The following is a 22,142-nucleotide window of genomic DNA, read 5'->3' on the forward strand; positions in this document are numbered from 1 at the left end:
TCACCGATAATTTCGCGCAACCGAGCCTCAATATGCATATGAATATCTTCAAGGGCAGGATCAGTTTTAAAATTACCCGCTTCAATCTCACGAAGAATTGTCTGCAATCCGTCCTGTATTTTTTCGCAATCAGCCTTATTTATAATACCTTGTTCGAGTAACATACTCGAATGAGCCATGGATCCGGCGATATCCTGTGCATAAAGGCGGCGATCGAAATCAATGGAGGCATTGATACGTTCCATAATTTCGGCGGGACCTTTGGCAAATCTGCCACCCCAAAGCTCATTGGCGCTCATGTGTCGGGCTCTCTTTTAACTATTGGACCTAATTATAATATGACCACAAGAAAGTTCTTCTCTATTTCCCTTCTCGTGTTGCTTACATTTACAAGCCTTGGGATGGTAACATCAACCGCTTTCTCCCAAAATGTTGAGAGCCTGAAGGTCGGTGAGGTTAAAAACTTTATTATTTCCTCCAAAAACCCCGAAATAAAAGACTTCTCTTTCATTGATGGTGACGGTAAGACCCACCAGCTTTCTGACTATCGCGGCAAAACCCTGTTGCTGAATTTCTGGGCGACATGGTGTGCTCCGTGCCGCAAGGAAATGCCTGCAATCGACCGTCTGCAAGGAGAAATGGGCTCTGATGACTTTACCGTTCTCGCCATTGGTCAAGACCTTCAGGGTATTGAAAAGGTGAAAAAATTCCTCAAAGCACTGAATATTAAGCATCTGGGCGCTTATAACGATAAAACTGTTACCTCCGGCCGCTCCACCGGTGTTTTTGGACTACCGGCAACCCTGATACTGGACAAAAACGGACGGGAATTTGGTCGATTGATCGGTCCAGCGGAATGGGATTCGGAAGAAGCAAAAAATCTGATCCGCTATGTAATGGAAAATCCCAGTTCGAAATAAGACTTATTTCTTGGTGTCATCGTGATTTTTCAGACCTCTGAAATTGCGGTCATACCGCGTGGCCATTTCCTCGTCACGCCATTCTTTGTGGGTGTTTTTTTCCTTGGAACGCTGAAAAAAGGTCCGAAATATTTTTTCGGCCGCAAAGCTGATCAAAAAGAAGAAGACACCCTTTAAAACAGTCAACAGCATAAGGTCGGATGCCAGATCATAATCGTTCGCGTTGACACCTACATAGAAATCAAAACCCAGCAGCATCACCAGTCCGCCGACACCGATCAGCATCACAAAAGGCTTGAATTTTCCCACTGACCACGGAATTGCGATCAGGCTCAGGAAAATAGCCGCATTTAAAAGTGAGGACCAGAAGGCAAGGGTTGTTTGTGAGAAATCCACTGCCGTTACCCGTCGATCGACGCTAAGGCAACGTCAACCAGCGGCCGCAAATATTCTTCCGTGGGGTTCACTTTGGCCACGACCCGAATACCCTGCATCACGCCAATAAAAAACGCCGCCAGCGTCGCGGAATCGCGGGAAGTTTTAATTTCGCCTGCCGCTTGTCCACGCGCGATCAATTGCTCCAGATCTTTTTCAACACTGGAAAAATAATTACGGATGCGGGTCGCACAGTCCTCGTCATGAGAGGATCTTTCAATCGCCGTATTTGTTATAAAACAGCCACGCCGATCCTTATCTTCAATATTACGCAGCATAAAAGCCTGCAGGAATTCTGTCAGGATTTGTTTGGCGTTTCCGTCTCGCTGCAGCGCCGAGCTTCGCGTGACCGATGTTTCTGTATACTGATCCAAAGCCGCGAGAAACAAAGAGTGTTTATCACCAAAAGTATCGTAAAGACTGCCTCGGTTAATCCCCATACAATCCACGAGATCCTGTATTGAAGTCGCTTCATACCCCTGAGACCAGAAAGCGGTCATCGCTTTTTGTAACGCGTCTTCACGGTTAAAACACTTGGTTCTTGCCATCACTATTCCTAATCAAAACCCTCTTGGGCAATCTTTTACTTATACACTCATGCATCCCCTGACAAGGACTTTAGGCCTTCCTTATATGTGGGATATTTAAATGAAATCCCAAGCTCTTCCTTTATTTTTTTGTTCACAATGGTTTTACTATCGGAATAAAAACTGCGGGCCATCGCCGACATTTCAGCGGTGTCAAAATCCTGATAAGGAGGTGGATCAATACCTAACAATTCCGCAGCATAAGTAACAACATCCTGCGGCGGAGCGGCATATTCATCGGCGACATTGTAAACGGTTCCCGGATGCGGCTTCTCCATCGACGCAATCAGAATTCTCGCCAGATCATGGACATGAATACGGGAAAAAACATGCCCTTCCTTGACAATTCTATGGGCTTTTCCTGCTTTTAGGGAAACCAGTTGGTTGCGACCCGGGCCGTAAATGCCAGGCAATCTGAAAATATGAACGGGCAACCCCTGTTTTTGATAAAGGCGGGTCCAGGCCCGCTCTGCGTCCAACCGGCGCTGCCCTCGAATTCCAGACGGATTACAAGGCGTCTCTTCTGTCGCCGCACCGCCGCCCAGATCGCCGTAGACGCCCGTCGTCGACAGATAACCCACCCATTTCAGATTGGGCAGGCGACATAGCAATTCACCCATGACCCGATAAACCGGATCACCGTCTTCACCGGGCGGCACGGAGATTAAAATATGGCTGACATCCTGTGCGATTTCCAGAAAACCCGCAATGGGTGCCTGCCCATCGAACTGCAGGAGCGGCACTCCCTCTTTTTTATTTGGCGAGGCGGTCAATGACCGTGTGGTACCCCGAATACGCCAATCTGGTTGAAGGCGGGCTATTTCCCCGGCGGTATAGCCAAAACCGAAACAAAAAAGAGAGGTCACCATAAATCCTAATTACTTGTCTGAGTTTTTATCAGACGTCAGAATGATTGTTGCCGACATGCTATGACGTCTGGAAACAGCAAGTTCCGCGGCACCATTGCCACCCCCTGCGTTGGCTGACGAAGCATCCATTTCCATCCGTGGGGCAGCAGGTCGCGCCATCATTTTCATCATCTGCGGTGGTTGGTAGCCAATATTCTGAAAGTCCACCATCTGAATCCGATAAGAACGATTTGGTATAACTTTGGTCAAACGGTTCGCTTCGTCAACCGCCGCGGCATAAATTTTCGCCCGCAAATCACTTTTAAGCTTTTCAGTCTCCGCAAGAGATGGGGAATAATCGACCTGTCGAACGGTCATTTTGAAACCGGGGCGGCCCGCAGCTTCGGCACGGTCAGCAAGACCCGCGATTGCATTTTCTGCCACTCTTGCCTCAGCGGCAACAGACCAGCGCGTCAGACCGGTTCGATCCTTGTTTTCCCGGGAAGAGGTAATATGCCAGTCCGTTTCGGCAGAAAGCTTTTTCAGCGAACTCATAATCTGTTCTTTGAGTTCAGAGGCCGTTTCTTTCTGTTGCGTGATCTCAAAGCCGACGAATACCCGTGCTGAATTTGTTGTCACCCAACCGTCTTTTGTCACGCTCAAGATAATCTGGTCGCTCAGCGCAGCCTTGCTATCATCCGCCAGTGCAATGCTTGTTGGTGCCAGCATCATAACAGCCACTGTTGCAAGAACGATTTTCTTCATTGGATATCCTTCCATTAAATGTCCTGTCTTCGCATTTAGGAACGAATTGAGACCCTTTTATGGCAATTACACTCCTGTTAGACAAATGAATTCCCAGACAGAGGGTGAATTCTTGTCTTCCTTCCTATATAGAAATTGATATCCCGGAATTGTCGTCAGGTAGGCCTCTATGAAATCTCGATTTCTTTGTTTCAATCAAAGCGAAGCAATCCAAAAATTGCTCATCGGTTTGGGGGTTGTTCTGTTTCTGTCAACGACTGGTAGCGTCACGGTCATGGCAAACGACGCAGCAGAATACGAGTCCTGTATCAAGCTTACCAAACGAGAGCCAGAGATGGCGTTTGAATCTGCACTAAGCTGGCGCGACCAAGGGGGGGGCTTTCCAGCCCGGCATTGCGCGGCCCTCGCACTGGTCGGCATGAAAAAGTACCATCTGGCGGCGCCTCGGCTGGAGAAACTCGCTCACGAAATGCAACAGGCAGGCTCTGATTTCGTCATTCCCATCCTTAGTCAGGCTGCCAATGCGTGGCTATTAGCGGAGGATTATCCGCGGGCCAACGCCGTTGCCTCGGCCGCCTTGGAATTGGAACCGGGAAATATTGAACTTTTGATAGATCGAAGCCACATTCTGGCGAAGGCTAAAAACTATCAGGAAGCCTATGACGATTTGGATCTTGCCCTCCGGCTTGATCCAACCCGGCCCGACGCTCTGGCTTATCGGGGAGCCACCCTCCGTCAGCTGGGAGACAACAAACGGGCTCTCGAAGATATCGAGCTGGCCCTTTCCTTGCAGCCCGACCTGACCGATGCCCTGATTGAACGGGGAATTTTACGGCGGCTGACAGGGGATAACGATGGCGCCCGTCAGGATTGGCTGAAGGTTCTGTCTCTTTCGCCCCATAGCCCAGCGGGAGATACCGCGCGAAAGAATATTGAAAAACTGGATGTTCAGCAATAATCGCGCCTAGCGCTCGCGATAATGCCCTTTGATCTCTTCAAGAAGGCGAAGGTTGGCCGGGTCCGCAAAAGCCTTGTTCAGAAACACAATGAAATCCGCACTCCAGCTGAGTTTGGGGTTCACCGCCAAATAAAAAGGCTGAGGATCAACACAACCCACAATTTGAAGGTCGGGATTTTTAACGCTGTTTCTTTTCAGATACCATTGATAGACATTTCGTTCTTCCATCAACAACGCCAACCGCCCGCGCGATAGCATCTCAATCAATCGCCCCGTCCCCTTAATACTGTTCACTTTTTGGATCTTCAATGACCCAGTGTCATCGGCGATTAATTCATCGACTGGATGACCATAGGAATACCCCTTAATGACACCCAGCTTTTCGGGCATTGATTTAAGAGACCGAACCCCTTCGTATCGCCACAGCTGGTCTTTTTTCCCATAAAAACAATTTTGATAATAGGCCGTCGGCGTATTTGTCAGCAATAAATCAGGGGCCTCCACAAAAACGGCCGTCAACAATCCGTGGACGTCTTTTCCGGTTGTTGCCAATTGCACGGCACGCGCCCATGGATAGGTCGTTACAGTGACCTCAATACCCATCGGTTTCAAAATGGCTTCAAGATACTCATGAATAATTCCGGGTCGGTCCGGATCGTTCTGGCATGAGAACGGACACCAGTCTGCTTTGGCAAGGCTCACTTTAGAGGGCATGCTTGCCTGTGCCGACGACAAACCAAACAAAATCAAGAAAACCGCAGCGACAGGATAAAAATATCTCATTTTATGAATATACAGATGAATGCTGCATTCATCACGCAATTTTTTAGTGTTCTAATGCGATGAAACGTCTAAAAATCAGGCACTTCAACCTACAGTAGGCTATCCAACCGCCGGCGGGGCAAGCCTTCGGGCCTCCAAATTTTCCAGCCTGTTAGTTTGTTTTACTAAAAAGTGCCCGGCGATATCCCAAGGCTTCTGCAATGTGATTATGATGAAGTGTTTCCACCTGTTCCAAATCCGCTAGCGTGCGGGCCACCTTTAATACACGGTGATATCCTCTTGCTGAAAGCTTCAAAACCCCGATGGCTTCTTTGAGCAGTTTTTCCCCTTCTCCGTCGGGAATTGCTATTTTCTCCAGCAGGATCCCTTCGGCCTCCGCATTGGTTCGAACATGGTCCGGGGCACCCAATGATTTAAAGCGGGATTTCTGGATTGTCCGGGCGTCAGAAACCCGTTTTGCAATTATCTTTGTCGTCTCTTTTGGCGTCGATAGGGTGAGATCCAGCGCGGAGACTGGCGGAACATCTACAAATAAATCGATCCTGTCCAACATCGGTCCCGAAATTTTCGACCGATAATCAATCGCACATTTCGGTGCTCTGGCGCAGGCTTGCTCCGCATCATCCAAGTGACCGCACCGACAGGGGTTCATCGCCGCGACCAGTTGCACTCTTGCGGGATAAGTCACATGGGCATTTGCACGCGCGACAACGGCTTTTCCAGTCTCCAGTGGCTGACGCAGGGATTCTAGAACCTGCCTTCCAAACTCTGGCAGTTCATCCAAAAAAAGGACCCCTAGATGACATAAGGAAATTTCACCGGGTTTGGCCTTTCGCCCGCCACCAACCATTGCCGCCACAGAAGAAGAATGATGGGGGTCCCGAAATGGACGGTTGCGGGAAAGGGCGCCATTTTTCAGCATTCCTGACAGACTTGAAATCATGCTGACTTCCAAAGCCTCCGAGGCATCAAGCGGGGGTAAAATACCGGGCAAACGGGCTGCAAGCATTGATTTTCCAGATCCTGGCGGGCCGCTCATTAAAAGATTGTGACCACCTGCGGCTGCGACTTCCAGCGCCCGTTTTGCCGTTTCCTGTCCTTTAATATCTTCCATTTTCAGGAAGTCTGAAGAACTCTCAATCGCTCCCTGCTCCGGTGGCGAGAGAACCTGACTTCCTTTAAAGTGATTAATCAGCGCCAACAGGGTCCCCGGCGCAAGTATTTCAAGATCCCCCGCCCAGGTTGCCTCGCTCCCGCAGGATTGCGGACAAATCAGATCAAGCCCCCTTGATACGGCCTCAACAGCAGCTGGCAAAATACCTGCAACAGGCTGACAGCTTCCATCAAGGGATAATTCACCAAGAACAAGGAACCGCTCCAATTCATCTGCCGGTAAAATTCCCATCGCCGTCAGCAAACCAAGCGCGATCGGTAAATCATAATGTGCGCCTTCTTTTGGAAGGTCAGCTGGGGCCAGATTAACCGTAATCCTTTTAGGCGGTAGACCTACCCCAAGGGATGTCAGGGCTGCGCGCACTCTCTCCCGGCTTTCAGCAACAGATTTATCCGGCAGCCCGACAACCGTAAAAGCGGGTAGTCCCTGCGCCATCAACACCTGAACGGAAACTGTTTTAACTTCCAGTCCCTGAAACGCGACTGTCGTGATCCGTGCCTGCATTCTTCCCCCCAAGAAGAATTGATTTCATTTTTCAATCCTAGCACGAATAATATGAAAAATAATTCACTTTTTTAGAAAAATCTTTTAGACAGGTGATGGAGCGGGTCTTGGAAAAACCTGATCATAAATCAGATTATAAACGAAGGCATAAACCAAAAAGAATATGGCAAAGCCAGCATCCAGAAGGACCGCTTCTATAACACCAATCTGCAACCACCATATTATAATCAATAACCCGGCGGCAAACATACCGGCTTCAAACAAAACAGCGTGTATGATGCGCAACAAAACGGTTCTCGGAGCCAAATTCCGAAACTTCCGATCCCACAAATCAAAGAGATAATTAAAAAGCATATTCCAGACCATTGCCAGCGCGCTCATCATAATGCCCAAGGCACCGATCTCTTCTACAGGACGGCCAAGGACCCACCCACCGATCACCGCGACAACACTGATGGCGATCAATTCAAACAACACGGTATGTCGCACACGGTCCCAAAATGTTCGCATTAATTTGTCTTTCTAAAAAGCTTTCCAGAAAGATATATAGAGAAATCTATCTTTCTGTCAAGATACCTGTATTCTGATTGCAAGGAGGACTTTTGTGACAAATCAGATTGCTAAAATCCCGTTGGCGGACCTTATTCTCCGGATGAAAGAAAACTGGCCGGAGGCTGTGACACCCGAGACGGAAGCCGTCCTTGGTATCATTCGGCTAAATGATGTTGTGCGGGAAAAATCTGATAAAATCATGGCGTCATTTGATCTGACACCCGGCGCGTTTGAGGTATTGACCACGTTGCGGGCCATGCCTGCACCACATCAGCTCACACCAACCGAATTATACCGATCCATTCTGATTTCTTCTGGCGGGATGACAAAAATCCTCAAGACCTTGGAAGAAAATGGCCATATTGAGAGACCTAATACTAGTGAGGACGGCCGAAGTAAACCCGTTCGCCTGACCCCCTCAGGCGCCCATCTTGCTGAACAGTCAATGGCAGCGGTGATCAAAGGGGATCAAGCGATATTGACCAAATCGCTGTCGTCTAAAGACAAGGATCAACTTCGTTTGATTTTGCTGCAAGCTCTGGCCAAGCTGGAATAGCGAACCGATCGCCAGCCCGCTTACAATTTGCTTTCAATGCAATCCCAGATCGTTGCTTCCAGCTTCACATCATCATATCGATTGATTTCCTGCAAACCGGTGGGCGACGTGACATTAATTTCGGTCAGATAGTTCCCGATCACATCAATACCAACAAAAATCTGTCCCTGTTCCTTGAGGGACGGCCCGATAATCTCGCACAATTCCTGTTCCCGTGGCGTTAATGTGGACGCAAAAGCCTGACCACCGACATGCATATTCGACCGACTTTCCCCTGCTTCCGGTACTCGATTAATAGCGCCGACCGGCTTGCCATCTACCAGAATAATCCGTTTATCCCCCTGTCGTACTTCCGGCAAATACCGCTGAACAATCATGGGTTCACGGTAAAATTCGGTGAACATTTCATGGACCACTGTCAAATTTTCATCGTCCGGCTTCAAGTGAAAGACGCCTGCCCCGCCATTGCCATACAGGGGTTTCACAATGATATCCTTGTGTTCTTTCCGAAACGCCTTGATTTCCCGCAGATCGGACGAAATCAGCGTCGGGGGCAAGACCCCTTCAAATTGGGTCACGAAAATCTTCTCAGGCGCATTGCGCACACTGGCAGGGTCATTCACAACCAATGTTTGCGGATGGATCTTTTCCAGCAAATGTGTCGCGGTGATATAGGACATATCAAACGGCGGGTCCTGACGCATCAGCACCACGTCTGTGTCAGCAAGATTGATACGCTCCACATCACCGAGGGTGAAGTGATCCCCCAATTGTTGCCGAACTTTTAAAGGACGCGCATTTGCAATCACTTTGCCATCCAATAATGACAGATCCTGAGGGCCGTAGTGATACAGATCATAGCCGCGCGCCTGCGCTTCCAGCGCCAGGACGAAGGTACTGTCTCCACGGATATCAACATCTTCAATCGGATCCATCTGGATGGCAACTGTAAGGCTCATTACTCTATTCCTATTATTATCTGCATTGGCGCGGCTAGGCATACATTCAAGAAACCCTGTTATACAGGCTCTATTTTGTTTTTCTGCTGTCCTTCATCACAACATGATTGATAATTTTCCGAACCCCGGAAATATCACGGGCATGAAGGTAAACCCGGTCCAGCTCTTTTTGATCCTGTGCAATGCCAAACAAATATACAACCCGATTAACCGTATCAATGGCATAATTTACATGTTTCACATCCAGATCCTGAATGAGTCGCCCCTTCAGTTTTGTCGTGATCCAGCTATCACCGGCCGTTGACGAAACCGTTTCTTTATTGCTCACCTGAAGCTCGTTCAAAACCTGCTGGACACCCTTCACTTGCCAGATCAGACGCGTCGCAGTAATTCGATCTTCCTCTGTCGGGACTTCTCCCGTCACGAGAACGCGGCCCTCGATCACCGTTGTTGAAACATCAACAAACAGGCTTTCACTTTCCTGGAAAAGAGCATCAATAATGGAGACTTTTATTCCGGCGTCTTTAACCGCATCTTCAACGGACCGCTCCTCCACAGCGACAAGTCCGGCCGCAGCGGCTCCCCCCACGACCACACCAAGCGGAGTGCACCCTGACAATTGCACAAGTGCGAGGATGGCCATTCCGACAAACACAATACTCTTCATAAAAATACGCCTCTAATTCTTTGAGACAAACTATATCGCCAAACAAAAAAAGATAAAGCCAGAACCTTTTCTTACCAGGCATTCTCCAGATGAACGGGAAATTTTACAAAGGATGTCACCAACAGAACGTCAAAACGGATATCAAGGCGATCCATATCAGGATGACTGGCGATAAAGGCTTCCATCGCACGGGATATACGGCGCCTTTGTTTCGTATGAATAGAATGCAGGGCCTCTTCAACAGTGGTGCGGCTTTTAACTTCGGCGGCGACAAGTGTCTTGCCTTTGCACGCTATGATATCAATTTCCCCGACCGGCCGTTTGAACCGACGCGCCAGAATTCTATATCCTTTTAACCGAAGAAAAAAAACCGCAAGGCTCTCGGCAATCGCTCCTTTCAAAACGGCGAGCTGCCGTCTTCGTTTAAGCTTATTTTTAGAGACTTTCGTCATATAATCGCCCCAGTTCATTGTTTCGATAGGGTTGGACCTTAACTATTTACTTGCCGCGTTGTACGCTGGGCCCCTATTTTAAAGACCATCAGAGTGAAGTTGTCAGGAGCAAACCCCGTGAAAGCGTGTTTACCATTACAGTGCCGTACAGGTTTAAGGCAATTGATCAGCCCTCTTCTGATCGGTGCGCTTATGGCCGGAATACTCAGCGGCTGTCAGACACTCGGTCAGGGTCCAGCGACCAATACAGAAAAAACAGAAACAACGGCTGAAACAAAGGCTACCACAGACGAGGCACAAAAAGCATCTCCTTCTGAAGCTGAAATGCTCGCCGAGAAAAAACGGGCAGAAGCATTGCTCGCCGAACAACTGGCAGAAGAAATTCAACAAAACGCCCTCAACAACCAGCCCGCCTTCTCGTTGCGCCCTCCCGGGTTTTCTGACGAGGTTGGAACAATTCGGATGGCGATCCTGCTGCCCCTGACCGGCCAATACGAGAAAATCGGTAACGATCTTCTGAAAGCGGCCTACATGGCGTTGTTTGATCATGGCAATAAAAAACTTCACCTGTTGCCTTATGACACAAAAGGTACGCCTGAAGGTGCCCGCGAGGCTGCCCTCAATGCAACCGGTGAAGGGGCAGAAATTATTCTGGGTCCCTTATTTTCAGGCTCTGTCCAGGCGGTCCGTCCGATTGCCGCTGCCAACAACATTAACGTTCTGGCCTTTTCAACGGATACCGCCGTTGCAGGAGACGGTGTTTACCTGATGGGCCTGACGGCCGGGCAACAAATCAACCGGATTATGGATTATTCTTACCGGCAGGGCCTCGCAAGATTCGCTATCCTCGCCCCTGAATCCCCGTATGGCGATACAGTTGTTGCCTCGGTGCGGCAGGAAAGTGCACGGCTTGGCCTTACCCTTGATCGGGTATTAAGATATCCGGCAAATCTGCAGCCGGGATCGGAAGAACTCCAGGCCATCGCCAAGGATATTGCAAATTACGACGCGCGCGCCTGGCAGTTGCGTCAGGAAATAAACAAATTAAAAGGAAAAACGGACGCTGCGTCAAAGGCCAAGCTGAAGGAATTATCCAAACTGGATACCATCGGCGATGTTTCCTTTGATGCCTTAATCATCCCTGAAGGCGGACAACGTTTGAGAGAGTTGGCCCCGCTTCTGTCTTACTATGATGTGGACCCGACGCAAGTCCAGTTCATCGGCACGGGCCTGTGGGCAGACCGACGCCTGACAACTGAACCGGCGTTGGTTGGCGGGTGGTTTGCGGCACCAGACCCGGTCAAAACTGAACAATTCCAGCAACGTTTTGCCGGTTTGTATGGCTACACACCACCGCGCATTTCCAGTCTGGCGTATGACGTAACGGCGTTGTCCGGTTTGTTGGCGCTAGAAGAAAATGCGGCAAAATTCAGCCGCGAGGTTCTGGAAAACAAGGATGGTTTTTCGGGCTATAATGGCGTGTTCCGATTTTTACCTACCGGCGTTGCTGAACGCGGGCTGGCGGTAATGATTGTCGGCCAGCAGGATCTGGAACTTCTTGAAGCCGCTCCTGCGTCTTTCGAAGCCTTGATCAACTAAGAAGATCGGCCAACACCGCGTTTAAAACGAAACGGCCTTCATCTGTTGCTTTCAGAGCTTTTTCGTCGACGGCCAAAAAGCCGGCTTCTACAAGCTTCTCCAGGCGGTCTTTTTTGATCAGATCATAAAAGGACTTCCCGGTAGCCACTTCAAAATTTTCAAACCAGACCCCTTCAGACAACCGAAGGCCCATTAACAACAATTCTTCTGCTTTTTCTTCTGGCGTTTCAACCAAAAAGCTCGCTTTGGTTCCATGGCCTTGTTTCTGAACGGTTTGAAGCCATTTTTCAGGCTTTTTCTCCTGCTCAAACGCCGTTCGGTCTCCGCCGAGCAAAACCCGTCCATGGGCACCGGGTCCAATACCGAGATAGGCACCATAGCGCCAATAAGTCAGGTTATGGCGGCATTCAAAACCCGGCCGTGCGTGATTGGAAATCTCATAGGCGGGTAAGCCTGCATCCGCACAAATGTCCTGCGTCCGTTCAAACATAGCTTCCGCAAGTTCGTCCTTGGGCAGGGAAAATTCACCGCGCCGAACCGAACCGGCAAAGCCTGTATTGGGCTCGATTGTCAGTTGATACAAAGACAGGTGATCCCCAGCCAGTTTCAGCGCTTCGTGCAAATCAGCTTCCCACGCTTTCAGGGTCTGACCCGGCAGCGCATATATCAAATCAAACGAGATATTTGGAAAGACGGAGCGGGCAAGTTCAATGGTTTTCAGGGCCTCCTGAACCGAATGTTCCCGGCCGAGAAACAGCAACGCGTCATCCGACAGGGACTGCACCCCCATGGACAGTCGGGTCACTCCGGCCGCCCTATATCCTTGAAAAAAAGACGCTTCTGCCGATGTCGGGTTGGCTTCCAGACTAATTTCAAGATCATCGGCCACCGAAAAACGTTGTTTAACCCCCTCAATCAAACGGGAAACGGTTTCTGGCATCATAAGGGACGGCGTTCCACCACCAAAAAAAATGCTGGTAACCGTCTGACGATCCGAACGGTCCGTAAACCAGTCCAGTTCGGTGAGGAGCGCATCTGCCCAAACCGCCTGATCGACGGTGTCCCTGACATGACTGTTGAAATCACAGTAAGGGCACTTCTTTCGGCAAAACGGCCAATGGAAATAAATGCCAAAGCCGGGATCTGGTCGGTTATGCCTTTGCAAAGCAGGCATCGATCAACTGCCGAAAAGCATCCGCCCGGTGATTTATCGCTAATTTATCTTCGGGCTGCATTTCTGCAAAAGTGAGGTCATGGCCTGTTGGCGTGAAAACTGGATCATAACCAAAACCATTGTCGCCGCGAGGCGGCCAGTTAAAACGACCGTCGATTCGCCCTTCGAATGTTTCAGTATGCCCATCCGGCCAGGCAAGAGACAAGGCACAGAAAAATGAAGCCTTTAAATCACCAGCGACAAACGCCCCAGTTTCATCCAGCTTTTCCTTTACCAGTGCCATCGCAACCGAGAAGTCTTTCGTCGGTCCGGCCCATCTGGCAGAATAAATACCCGGGTCACCCTTTAAGGCTTCAACCGCAAAGCCGCTATCGTCACTCAGGGCAATTTCGCCAGACGCCCGTGCCGCGGCTAACGATTTTATCTCGGCATTGGCAATAAAGGTCGCTCCGTCTTCGATCGGTTCAGGCAGGCCCAGTTCTCCGGCTGAAATCGGCTCAACACCATACTCCAGAAGCAAGTCCCGGATCTCCCGGACTTTCCCCATATTGTGGCTGGCAACAACCAGCTTTTTACCGGAAAACTGACGATGGCTCATTTGATACCCAAAACTTCACGTTGCATGGAACAGAGTTCTGTTACGCCACTTTTAGCCAGCGAAAACAAGGACATGAACTGAGCTTCAGAGAACGGATCTTCTTCTGCTGTTCCCTGAATTTCAATAATGCGGCCATCTGATGCCAGAACAAAATTCGCATCTGCCTGCGCATTGCTATCCTCAGGATAATCCAGATCAAGGACAGGTTTGCCTTTGTAAATACCGCAAGATACGGCAGCAACCTGCGCCTTCATCGGCACTTCAAGAATCTTACCGGCCTCCACCAGGGATTCAAATGCTTGATACAAGGCAACATAAGCGCCGGTGATGGAGGCGGTTCTTGTTCCGCCGTCCGCCTGAATGACGTCACAATCCACAACAATCTGACGCTCGCCAAAACCTTCCATGTCAACAACGGCCCGTAGCGAGCGGCCGATCAGACGTTGAATTTCAACGGTCCGGCCCTGCTGTTTTCCGCGGGCGGCCTCGCGACCCATGCGCGACCCTGTTGAGCGGGGCAGCATACCATATTCAGCCGTCACCCACCCTTTACCGGTGTTGCGCAGAAAAGGAGGCACTCGTTCTTCAATACTGGCTGTACACAGAACGTGCGTATCGCCAGCTTTGATGAAGCACGAACCTTCGGCATTTTTGGAATATCCGGGCTCTAAAGTAATGGATCTAAGCTGGTCTGCTTGTCTACCTGATGGACGCATGTTCAATCCTCGGAAATAATATCGGGTCAATTTGACTTTCTTGTACTCTGTCGGCCCAATTGACGCAAGGCTCTGCCATCACTACATTTCATTCAACAATCATTGATCGTGACGTGAACCCACAATCAGCATTTTTGTTCATGGAAAAGGCGAAGATGATACAGGAACTTAACGAACGTAGCAGAGAGATTTTCCGCATTATTGTGGAAACCTATGTCCAAACCGGAGAGCCGGTTGGCTCGCGGACGCTATCGCGTCTGGGAACCCTTGACCTGTCCCCGGCATCCATCCGCAATGTAATGGCTGATCTTGTGGATGCGGGCCTTCTGTATTCTCCGCATGTCTCCGCAGGGCGCCTGCCCACGCAGGCCGGAATGCAGCTTTTCGTGGATGGGTTGCTTGAAGTCGGCAATCTAACCGAATCAGAACGGGCCGATATCAAGGCCCGATGTGCCGTAGAGGGCAAAAACCTGGAAGAAGTCCTGACCGATGCAACAACAATGTTGTCTGGCCTGTCCAACTGTGCCGGTCTGGTGATGGCTCCCAAAAGTGACAGTCCTGTAAAACAGATCGAATTTGTCCGTTTGGGCGTGAACAAGGCTCTGGTCATTATTGTGACGGCTGATGGTCTGGTGGAAAACCGGACCATTGAAATCCCGCCCGGACTTTCAGTATCTGCCCTGCAGGAAGCCTCAAACTATATGAACGCCCGCTTGATGGGCCGAACACTCAGTGAGGTAAAGAGAGAAATTGCCTCGGAACTGACCAGTCACCAGGCTCAACTTGATGCGCTCACGCAAAAAGTGGTTGAATCCGGGATTGCAAGCTGGGGAGGCAAGGAAACCCTGATTGTTCGCGGGCATTCGAACTTATTACAGGATGTTCATGCACTGGAAGAGCTGGAAAAAATAAAACAACTGTTCGACACCCTTGAAGCTGGCCGAGAACGGATTAAGTTGTTGGAATTGGCAGAGGGTGGCGATGGTGTGCGAATTTTTATTGGGTCCGAGAACAATCTTTTCTCGCTTTCCGGCACATCAATGATTATTTCTCCCTATCAGAACAGTCGTAACCAGGTCGTTGGCGTGGTTGGTGTGATCGGACCTACGCGGTTAAATTATGCCCGGATCATTCCGATGGTGGATTATACGGCAAAAGTTATTGGACGACTGCTGGACTAAAAAGAAGTGTAGACAGGATTGAAGCAGATGAGTGATAAAAACCCGAATTCTCAGGACAAGGATGCCCGTCCCGAAGACCAGATTGATACAGCAAATGCATCAGGTCTGGAAGAGGATCAATCAGCCCTCGAGGATGCTGCTGTGGAAGCCCTAAATCAGGCCGAAGAGGCATCAGCGGAAAAAGAACTGTCCGTGGAAGAAACCCAGGCTGCAGAAATTGCGGATCTGAAGGAAAAACTGCTCCGGGCAATGGCGGAAACCGAGAACATCAGACGCCGTTCGGAAAAAGAAAAAGAAGACGCGCACAATTATGCGATCACGAAATTCGCCCGTGATATGCTGAGTGTCTCTGATAATTTAAGACGAGCGCTTGAAAGTGTGCCCGCTGAAAGCCGTGAAGACGAAGCCGTAAAGACACTGCTTACAGGCGTTGAAATGACGGACGCGGAACTGATCAGCACTTTTGGAAAGCACAAAATCGAACCTGTCGAAGCCGAAGGTCAAAAATTTGATCCAAACTTCCATCAGGCAATGTTCGAAATTGAAAATCCGGAGGTTGAACCGGGAACTGTTCTTCAGGTTGTTCAATCTGGTTACGTGATTTCCGGTCGCTTATTGCGCCCCGCTCTCGTTGGTGTGGCAAAAGGCGGTCAGAAAAAGGCCGTTAAAGTCGATCAATCAGCGTAAAGTGTCGTCCATACAGACCAAGAGGCGTTGCTTTGCAGCGCCTCTTTTTTATGACTTTTTCCGGTTTCGTATACCATCCCAGCTATAAATAATCAGTCCGATCCAAATAAAGATGAAGGCCCCGATTTGCGCGTCTGAAACCGGTTCTTTAAATACGAGAACGGCGAGAACAACATGCATGGACGGGGCAATATACTGCATCAGTCCGACCGTCCCCAAACGCAGACGCTGGGCCCCCATTGAAAACAGGATTAACGGCATCGCCGTAACAATCCCGGTGCCAAAAAACAAAAGGAAGTTGGGCAAATCATAGCTATGTGTATTGCCGTCCCCGCCCATCACCGTACCACTCATCATCAGATACACGATATAAGCGGCAGAAATCGGGGCAAGCAGAGCTGTTTCCACAGCCAGGCCAACCGCTGATTCAGTTGTCAGCATCTTGCGCAGCAGCCCATAAAAACCAAAAGAAAATGCCAGAACCAGTGACACCCAGGGTAAGGCCCCCGCCTGCACGGTCAACCAGATCACAGCGCAGGTCGCAAAGGCAACGGCCACAATCTGCCACCTGTTAAGCCGTTCTTTCAAAAACAGCATCCCAAGCACAACGCTAACCAGGGGATTGATATAATATCCCAGACTTGCCTCTAACAGTCTGTCGACTGAAATCGCCCAAACGAAGGTCAGCCAGTTTATCCCGATCAGCAAGGTCGTCGCCGCAAAGACCATCAGGGTCTTTTTGTTGGTAACAGCCTCTTTCAACTGGGAAATCCGCTTCCCAACCAGAACAATCAGTCCAACGAACACCAAAGACCAGACAATTCGGTGGGCCATGATTTCAAGGGCGGGAACGTCACCAAAGCTTTTAAAATATAACGGGAAAATTCCCCAACTGAAGAAAGCACCAAAGGCGGCAAGCAATCCATGGGTGGTTCTTCTTTTATCGGCTGAAGACGCAGCGATATCCATATTTTCAGACGATTGGTTTGACACAGAAAATCCAGTTTGCAAAAGCGAGGGGTCTTTCGATTATCAAACCCCCGCATTCGCGTAAAGAAAATACGTAAAAGACTGTGAAGCCGCAAGATTATGAAGCATGCACAAAAAATGTTCGATAAATACAGCTTGCAGGTCCAATCGACATCTTGCACTGAGCATTCAACACACCTATATACTCCATGAAAAGTAATTGTGATTAGTCCCGGGGATCATTGCGGTGCATGAATTGGTCGTAATGGTCTGCCAATTGAAAAGAGGATAAAATGGCTAAAGTAATCGGTATTGACTTAGGTACCACAAACTCCTGCATCTCTGTCATGGACGGCAAAGATGCCAAGGTGATCGAAAACTCAGAAGGCGCCCGTACCACTCCGTCTATGGTGGCGTTCACAGCTGACGGTGAAAAGCTCGTTGGTCAGGCGGCCAAACGTCAAGCGGTCACAAACCCTGAAAACACCCTATTTGCAATCAAGCGTCTGATCGGACGTCAGTTCGATGACAAGACCACCCAAAAAGATAAGGAAATGGTTCCTTACAACATTATCAAAGCCGATAATGGGGATGCGTGGGTAGAAGCTCAGGGAGAAAAATATTCTCCAAGCCAGATCTCGGCTTTCATTCTTGGTAAAATGAAAGAAACTGCCGAAGATTATCTGGGTGAGCCCGTTAATCAGGCCGTTATTACGGTCCCTGCCTACTTTAACGATGCGCAGCGTCAGGCAACGAAAGACGCCGGTAAGATCGCTGGTCTGGAAGTGCTTCGTATTATCAACGAGCCAACAGCCGCTGCACTGGCTTATGGTATGGATAAAGCCAATCAGGTCATTGCTGTCTTTGACTTGGGCGGTGGTACATTTGACGTCTCAATCCTTGAAATCGGCGATGGCGTTTTTGAAGTTCGCTCCACCAATGGTGATACTTTCCTCGGTGGTGAAGACTTCGACCTGAAACTTGTTGATTATCTCGCTGACGAATTCCAAAAAGAAAACGGAATTGATCTGCGGGGCGACAAGATGGCGTTGCAGCGCCTGAAAGAAGCCGCAGAAAAAGCGAAAGTTGAACTGTCCTCAAGTCAGGCAACAGATATCAATCTGCCGTTTATCACTGCAGATGCTTCAGGCCCGAAACATATGCAGCTTAAGCTGACACGGGCCCAGTTCGAAAAACTGGTCGCGGATCTCATCAAACGGACATTGGCCCCTTGTGAAAAAGCGTTGAAAGATGCTGGCTTGCAGAAAGGCGAAATCGACGAAGTCATTCTTGTCGGTGGTATGAGCCGTATGCCGAAGGTTCAGGAAACTGTTCAGCAGTTCTTTGGTCGCGAACCTCATAAAGGTGTGAACCCGGACGAAGTTGTTGCCATGGGTGCTGCTATTCAGGCTGGTGTTCTGCAGGGTGACGTGAAAGACGTTCTTCTGCTCGACGTAACACCACTGTCCTTGGGCATCGAAACTCTGGGCGGCGTCTTTACTCGCCTGATTGATCGGAATACAACAATTCCGACCAAGAAAAGCCAGACATTTTCGACTGCAGAAGACAACCAGTCAGCGGTTACCATCCGGGTTTTCCAGGGTGAACGTGAAATGGCCGCGGACAACAAGATCCTTGGCAATTTCGATCTAACTGAAATTCCTTCTGCACCGCGCGGTGTGCCGCAGATTGAAGTGACATTCGACATCGATGCCAACGGTATCGTGAATGTTTCTGCAAAAGATAAAGGCACTGGCAAGGAACAGAAAATTCAGATCCAGGCATCCAGTGGTCTAAGCGATGACGACATCGAACGGATGGTCAAGGAAGCCGAGGAACATGCCGCTGAAGATAAGCTTCGCAAAGAAAAAGTTGAAGTTTTGAATCAGGCTGACAGTCTCGTTCACACAACAGAAAAAACCCTCGAAGAAGTCGGCGAGTCAATTGGCGACGATGTAAAGGGTCCTGTAACCGAAGCTCTTGACGCCCTGAAGGAAGTCAAGGACGGTGACGATCTGGAAGCTACCAAAGCGAAAATGGAAGCTTTGCAACAGGCATCCATGAAGCTCGGTGAAGCGGTTTATGCACAGGCTCAGGCCGAAGGTGCTGACGCTGCTGACGCGGGCGGCGAAGGGCAGGCATCCTCCTCTTCTGCAGATGATGACGTCGTTGATGCCGACTTCGAAGAAGTCGAAGACGACAAGAAAGACAAGTAAGGTCTTGCCAGCTTGGGGATTTATCCCTGAAACTGCAGCCTTGTTCTTTAACAAACCGCCCCGGACCAGAAACGGTCCGGGGCGGCACTCAGTTAAGTAGGACCTTATGGCGAAACCCGACTATTACGAAACACTCGGCGCAGACAAGAGCGCTGACGCGGCGGCTTTAAAATCAGCCTATCGTAAAATGGCGATGAAATATCACCCGGATAAAAATCCCGGAGATGCAGAAGCCGAAGCAAAATTTAAAGAAATCAATGAAGCCTACGAAGTGCTGAAAGATGATCAAAAGCGTGCCGCTTATGATCAATATGGCCATGCCGCCTTTGAACAGGGTGGAATGGGCGGCGGCGGTTTTGGTGGCATGGGCGGCGGCGCAGGTGGTTTCTCAGATATCTTCGAAGATCTTTTCGGTGATTTCATGGGTGGCCGTCGTGGCGGCGGTGGTCAGAACCGGGGTTCTGATCTGCGCTATAATATGGAAATCTCGCTGGAAGAGGCCTATCACGGCAAACAGACAGAAATCCAGATCCCAACGTCAGTCGAATGTGATGAATGCGACGGCAGTGGAGCCGCTGAAGGGTCCTCACCCGTCAGCTGCGGCACTTGTCAGGGGCATGGTAAAGTCCGCGCCCAGCAGGGCTTCTTTACAATAGAACGAACCTGCCCAAGCTGCCATGGCCAAGGGCGCGTGATCGAAAAACCATGCGGGAAATGCCGCGGTGAAGGCGCGATCGAGAAAGAAAAAACCTTATCGATCAATATTCCAGCCGGTGTTGATGATGGCAACCGCATCCGCTTGTCGGGTGAAGGCGAAGCCGGTCGTCATGGTGGTATGCCGGGCGACTTGTATATCTTCCTGTCCGTGGCCGATCACAGAATTTTTCAACGCGACGGACAGAACCTGCATTGCCGCGTCCCAATTCCGATGACAACCGCGGCACTGGGCGGTGATATCGAGGTTCCGACGCTGGATGGTGCGCGCGCTAAAGTAAGCATCACTGAAGGGTCGCAGTCCGGGCGCAAATACCGGTTGCGCGGTAAAGGTATGCCGATCATGAATTCCTCTGAAAGCGGGGACATGTACATCCACATCACTGTGGAGACGCCGGTTAAATTGAACAAACGTCAAAAAGAACTCCTGAAAGAGTTTGAAGCCGAAGGCGGCGGCAAACATAACCCTGAATCAGAAGGTTTCTTCTCAAGGGTTAAGGATTTCCTCGCTGATCTAAAAGACTGATGAATTACCCGCACAATAAAAACCCCTCTCGTCAGAGAGGGGTTTTTTGTGTTAGACCGCAATAATCAATGAATTTTGGGTGGCGAAATGGGCGATATGAAAATCGGGATTGTTGGATGTGCGGGTCGTATGGGCCGAATGTTGGTCAAACAGATCAGTGAAACCAGTGGCTGCACTGTCGCTGGGGGCACGGAACCAGACACATCTCCTTTTATTGGTCAGGATATTGGTGAGCTTGCAAATATCGGTGCTTTAGGGATCACGATTTCAACGGATACGGAACATCTGTTTGAACGAATGGATGCGGTTATCGACTTCACCGCCCCAGTTGCCACCGTCGCCCATGCAAAACTGGCTGAAAAATACGGAAAAATCCATGTTATCGGTACAACGGGTTTAACCAATGAGGAACAAGCCGAAATCAGCGAATGCGGAAATGCCGGGACCATCATTCAAGGGGCAAATATGAGCCTTGGTGTTAATCTGCTCGCGCAGCTTACCAAAAAAGTTGCCGCCATTCTTGATGATGATTTCGACATTGAAATTCTTGAAATGCACCACCACCACAAGGTTGATGCCCCTTCTGGCACAGCACTTCTTCTGGGAAAATATGCCGCAGCTGGCCGGGGTGTCGACCATGATGCTGTTGCTGATCGTGGACGGGACGGCATTACAGGCGCCCGTAAAAAAGGGGATATCGGCTATGCTGTCTTGCGGGGCGGCAACGTGGTTGGTGATCACACGGTATTATTTGCAGCTGAAAACGAAATAATTGAAGTGACCCACAAGGCCGGTGATCGGTCGATATTCGCCCGTGGAGCCGTCAGGGCCGCCCTTTGGGCCAAAGACAAACCCGCCGGCAATTATGATATGATGGACGTTTTGGGCCTGTCAGACTAAGTAAAGACGGCGCCATTTCGATATCGGTAGAGGGCTGCGTCCAGCTCGCCCTTTACCGCATTCTTTTCGTCTTCAATCAGAAATTCCCCGATTTCAACACGATCCTGCCGACATAAAATATACAGTTTTTCTTTTTCGATTTCGGCACGGGCCCAATAGGCTTCAAACGATTGCCGGGTCTCTTTTCCATCCGGCGTGATGTGACGAACGCGTAAGTTACCCTCTGTCAGATCAACAATCTGACATTGCCGCCCGGCCTTGTAGTTATATTTAAAGGCAAGGTAAATCAGCAAGACATCCAGCCCAAAAAAACCGACGACCGGCCAGGCTCCCATGAGCAGAAACACAAATCCGGTTACAAAGCTGACACCTGCGATAAACAGCATCAAGATCAGAAACGCTTTAGGCGACAGACTGCGATGTGGATGCAGGATAACCGAAAAGTCGGCTCTCACTCCCTCTGTTCGTGCATCATTTGAGGCTGTTGTCATGGCTCACATCTTTCCGGCTGCTGGATTACACCATTGCAGAGAAGGCAGGACTATGCCAATAACAATACTATGAAAAAGGCAGACATAAACGAATTTTTTCGCCGTATGAGCGAAGCCAATCCAGAACCGAAAGGTGAGTTGGATTACGTAAACCCGTTTACCCTGCTGGTTGCAGTTGTTCTTTCTGCACAGGCAACGGATGTTGGGGTCA

At 49.7% G+C, this 22,142-nt stretch carries 25 protein-coding genes and 1 pseudogene; 10 read left to right on the forward strand and 16 right to left on the reverse strand.

What is annotated here, in order from left to right:
• Positions 1-299: lyase family protein (locus ACJAYR_RS16420; protein ID WP_415237606.1), on the reverse strand; the 299-nt coding region annotated here is incomplete at its 3' end.
• Positions 300-338: 39 nt separating this feature from the next.
• On the opposite strand from ACJAYR_RS16420, the gene ACJAYR_RS16425 reads away from it, so the two are divergent.
• Positions 339-920, forward strand: coding sequence for a TlpA disulfide reductase family protein (locus tag ACJAYR_RS16425; protein ID WP_415237607.1), 582 nt, complete (start codon positions 339-341; stop codon positions 918-920).
• 3 nt (positions 921-923) lie between these two features.
• On the opposite strand, the gene ACJAYR_RS16430 is transcribed toward ACJAYR_RS16425, so the two are convergent.
• From ACJAYR_RS16430 to ACJAYR_RS16445, 4 genes are read right to left on the reverse strand one after another with little or no spacing between them, the layout of a single operon-like run.
• Positions 924-1,316: a hypothetical protein gene (locus ACJAYR_RS16430; RefSeq protein ID WP_415237608.1), complete on the reverse strand. Its 393-nt coding sequence runs from the start codon at positions 1,314-1,316 to the stop codon at positions 924-926.
• 5 nt (positions 1,317-1,321) lie between these two features.
• A complete protein-coding gene (locus tag ACJAYR_RS16435) occupies positions 1,322-1,903 on the reverse strand; it encodes a TetR/AcrR family transcriptional regulator (protein ID WP_415237609.1) in 582 nt (193 codons plus the stop codon).
• Between the two features lie 47 nt (positions 1,904-1,950).
• Positions 1,951-2,811, reverse strand: a complete 861-nt coding sequence (locus ACJAYR_RS16440; RefSeq protein WP_415237610.1) for an SDR family oxidoreductase — start codon at positions 2,809-2,811, stop codon at positions 1,951-1,953.
• Between the two features lie 9 nt (positions 2,812-2,820).
• Positions 2,821-3,555: an SIMPL domain-containing protein gene (locus ACJAYR_RS16445; protein WP_415237611.1), complete on the reverse strand. Its 735-nt coding sequence runs from the start codon at positions 3,553-3,555 to the stop codon at positions 2,821-2,823.
• A gap of 169 nt (positions 3,556-3,724) precedes the next feature.
• Here ACJAYR_RS16445 and ACJAYR_RS16450 point away from each other — a divergent pair, with 169 nt between their 5' ends.
• Positions 3,725-4,513 carry a tetratricopeptide repeat protein gene (locus ACJAYR_RS16450; RefSeq protein ID WP_415237612.1) on the forward strand — a complete coding sequence of 263 codons (789 nt, stop codon included), beginning with the start codon at positions 3,725-3,727 and terminating at the stop codon, positions 4,511-4,513.
• A gap of 6 nt (positions 4,514-4,519) precedes the next feature.
• Here ACJAYR_RS16450 and ACJAYR_RS16455 read toward each other — a convergent pair whose 3' ends face one another.
• The 3 genes from ACJAYR_RS16455 to ACJAYR_RS16465 all read right to left on the reverse strand — a co-directional run bounded on the left by ACJAYR_RS16455 (position 4,520) and on the right by ACJAYR_RS16465 (position 7,484).
• Positions 4,520-5,296, reverse strand: coding sequence for a substrate-binding periplasmic protein (locus tag ACJAYR_RS16455; RefSeq protein ID WP_415237613.1), 777 nt, complete (start codon positions 5,294-5,296; stop codon positions 4,520-4,522).
• Positions 5,297-5,447: 151 nt separating this feature from the next.
• Positions 5,448-6,974, reverse strand: coding sequence for a YifB family Mg chelatase-like AAA ATPase (locus ACJAYR_RS16460; protein ID WP_415237614.1), 1,527 nt, complete (start codon positions 6,972-6,974; stop codon positions 5,448-5,450).
• An 84-nt stretch (positions 6,975-7,058) separates the two neighbouring features.
• Positions 7,059-7,484 (reverse strand): PACE efflux transporter, encoded by a 426-nt coding sequence (locus ACJAYR_RS16465; RefSeq protein ID WP_415237615.1) that lies wholly within the window; start codon positions 7,482-7,484, stop codon positions 7,059-7,061.
• A gap of 94 nt (positions 7,485-7,578) precedes the next feature.
• Between ACJAYR_RS16465 and ACJAYR_RS16470 the strand changes: the two genes are divergently transcribed.
• Positions 7,579-8,082, forward strand: a complete 504-nt coding sequence (locus tag ACJAYR_RS16470; protein WP_415237616.1) for a MarR family winged helix-turn-helix transcriptional regulator — start codon at positions 7,579-7,581, stop codon at positions 8,080-8,082.
• A gap of 20 nt (positions 8,083-8,102) precedes the next feature.
• Here ACJAYR_RS16470 and gshB read toward each other — a convergent pair whose 3' ends face one another.
• The 3 genes from gshB to ACJAYR_RS16485 form a co-directional block, all read right to left on the reverse strand.
• Positions 8,103-9,041 (reverse strand): glutathione synthase, encoded by a 939-nt coding sequence (gene gshB, locus ACJAYR_RS16475; protein WP_415237617.1) that lies wholly within the window; start codon positions 9,039-9,041, stop codon positions 8,103-8,105.
• 70 nt (positions 9,042-9,111) lie between these two features.
• Entirely contained in the window at positions 9,112-9,708 is a 597-nt protein-coding gene (locus ACJAYR_RS16480; protein WP_415237618.1) for a BON domain-containing protein, read from the reverse strand.
• 71 nt (positions 9,709-9,779) lie between these two features.
• A complete protein-coding gene (locus ACJAYR_RS16485; RefSeq protein WP_415237619.1) occupies positions 9,780-10,160 on the reverse strand; it encodes a YraN family protein in 381 nt (126 codons plus the stop codon).
• A 117-nt stretch (positions 10,161-10,277) separates the two neighbouring features.
• Between ACJAYR_RS16485 and ACJAYR_RS16490 the strand changes: the two genes are divergently transcribed.
• Positions 10,278-11,759, forward strand: a complete 1,482-nt coding sequence (locus ACJAYR_RS16490) for a penicillin-binding protein activator (RefSeq protein WP_415237620.1) — start codon at positions 10,278-10,280, stop codon at positions 11,757-11,759.
• Here the strand turns inward: ACJAYR_RS16490 and hemW are convergent.
• The 3 genes from hemW to rph are packed head-to-tail and all read right to left on the reverse strand — an operon-like array spanning position 11,752 to position 14,247.
• A complete protein-coding gene (gene hemW / locus ACJAYR_RS16495; RefSeq protein ID WP_415237621.1) occupies positions 11,752-12,933 on the reverse strand; it encodes a radical SAM family heme chaperone HemW in 1,182 nt (393 codons plus the stop codon). The genes ACJAYR_RS16490 and hemW overlap by 8 nt on opposite strands.
• Positions 12,911-13,531, reverse strand: a complete 621-nt coding sequence (gene rdgB / locus ACJAYR_RS16500) for an RdgB/HAM1 family non-canonical purine NTP pyrophosphatase (RefSeq protein WP_415237622.1) — start codon at positions 13,529-13,531, stop codon at positions 12,911-12,913. The genes hemW and rdgB overlap by 23 nt, the downstream gene beginning before the upstream one ends.
• Positions 13,528-14,247 (reverse strand): ribonuclease PH, encoded by a 720-nt coding sequence (gene rph / locus ACJAYR_RS16505; protein ID WP_415237623.1) that lies wholly within the window; start codon positions 14,245-14,247, stop codon positions 13,528-13,530. The genes rdgB and rph overlap by 4 nt, the downstream gene beginning before the upstream one ends.
• A 155-nt stretch (positions 14,248-14,402) precedes the next feature.
• On the opposite strand from rph, the gene hrcA reads away from it, so the two are divergent.
• Positions 14,403-15,428, forward strand: a complete 1,026-nt coding sequence (gene hrcA, locus ACJAYR_RS16510; protein WP_415237624.1) for a heat-inducible transcriptional repressor HrcA — start codon at positions 14,403-14,405, stop codon at positions 15,426-15,428.
• 27 nt (positions 15,429-15,455) lie between these two features.
• A complete protein-coding gene (gene grpE / locus ACJAYR_RS16515) occupies positions 15,456-16,115 on the forward strand; it encodes a nucleotide exchange factor GrpE (RefSeq protein ID WP_415237625.1) in 660 nt (219 codons plus the stop codon).
• Between the two features lie 48 nt (positions 16,116-16,163).
• On the opposite strand, the gene rarD is transcribed toward grpE, so the two are convergent.
• Positions 16,164-17,108 (reverse strand): EamA family transporter RarD, encoded by a 945-nt coding sequence (gene rarD / locus ACJAYR_RS16520; RefSeq protein ID WP_415237626.1) that lies wholly within the window; start codon positions 17,106-17,108, stop codon positions 16,164-16,166.
• A gap of 269 nt (positions 17,109-17,377) precedes the next feature.
• On the opposite strand from rarD, the gene dnaK reads away from it, so the two are divergent.
• The 3 genes from dnaK (at position 17,378) to dapB (ending at position 21,440) form a co-directional block, all read left to right on the forward strand.
• Positions 17,378-19,300 carry a molecular chaperone DnaK gene (gene dnaK, locus ACJAYR_RS16525; RefSeq protein WP_415237627.1) on the forward strand — a complete coding sequence of 641 codons (1,923 nt, stop codon included), beginning with the start codon at positions 17,378-17,380 and terminating at the stop codon, positions 19,298-19,300.
• A 106-nt stretch (positions 19,301-19,406) separates the two neighbouring features.
• On the forward strand, positions 19,407-20,540 hold the full coding sequence (gene dnaJ, locus ACJAYR_RS16530; protein ID WP_169543508.1) for a molecular chaperone DnaJ: 1,134 nt from the start codon (positions 19,407-19,409) through the stop codon (positions 20,538-20,540).
• A gap of 96 nt (positions 20,541-20,636) precedes the next feature.
• A complete protein-coding gene (gene dapB / locus ACJAYR_RS16535) occupies positions 20,637-21,440 on the forward strand; it encodes a 4-hydroxy-tetrahydrodipicolinate reductase (protein ID WP_415237629.1) in 804 nt (267 codons plus the stop codon).
• Here dapB and ACJAYR_RS16540 read toward each other — a convergent pair.
• Entirely contained in the window at positions 21,437-21,931 is a 495-nt protein-coding gene (locus ACJAYR_RS16540) for a DUF2244 domain-containing protein (protein ID WP_415237628.1), read from the reverse strand. The two genes, dapB and ACJAYR_RS16540, sit on opposite strands and share 4 nt — an antisense overlap.
• 69 nt (positions 21,932-22,000) lie before the next feature.
• On the opposite strand from ACJAYR_RS16540, the pseudogene ACJAYR_RS16545 reads away from it, so the two are divergent.
• A pseudogene (locus ACJAYR_RS16545) lies at positions 22,001-22,142 on the forward strand (endonuclease III); the annotation flags it as partial.

It is taken from the genome of Sneathiella sp., assembly GCF_047631475.1.
In the GTDB taxonomy this organism is placed as follows: domain Bacteria; phylum Pseudomonadota; class Alphaproteobacteria; order Sneathiellales; family Sneathiellaceae; genus Sneathiella.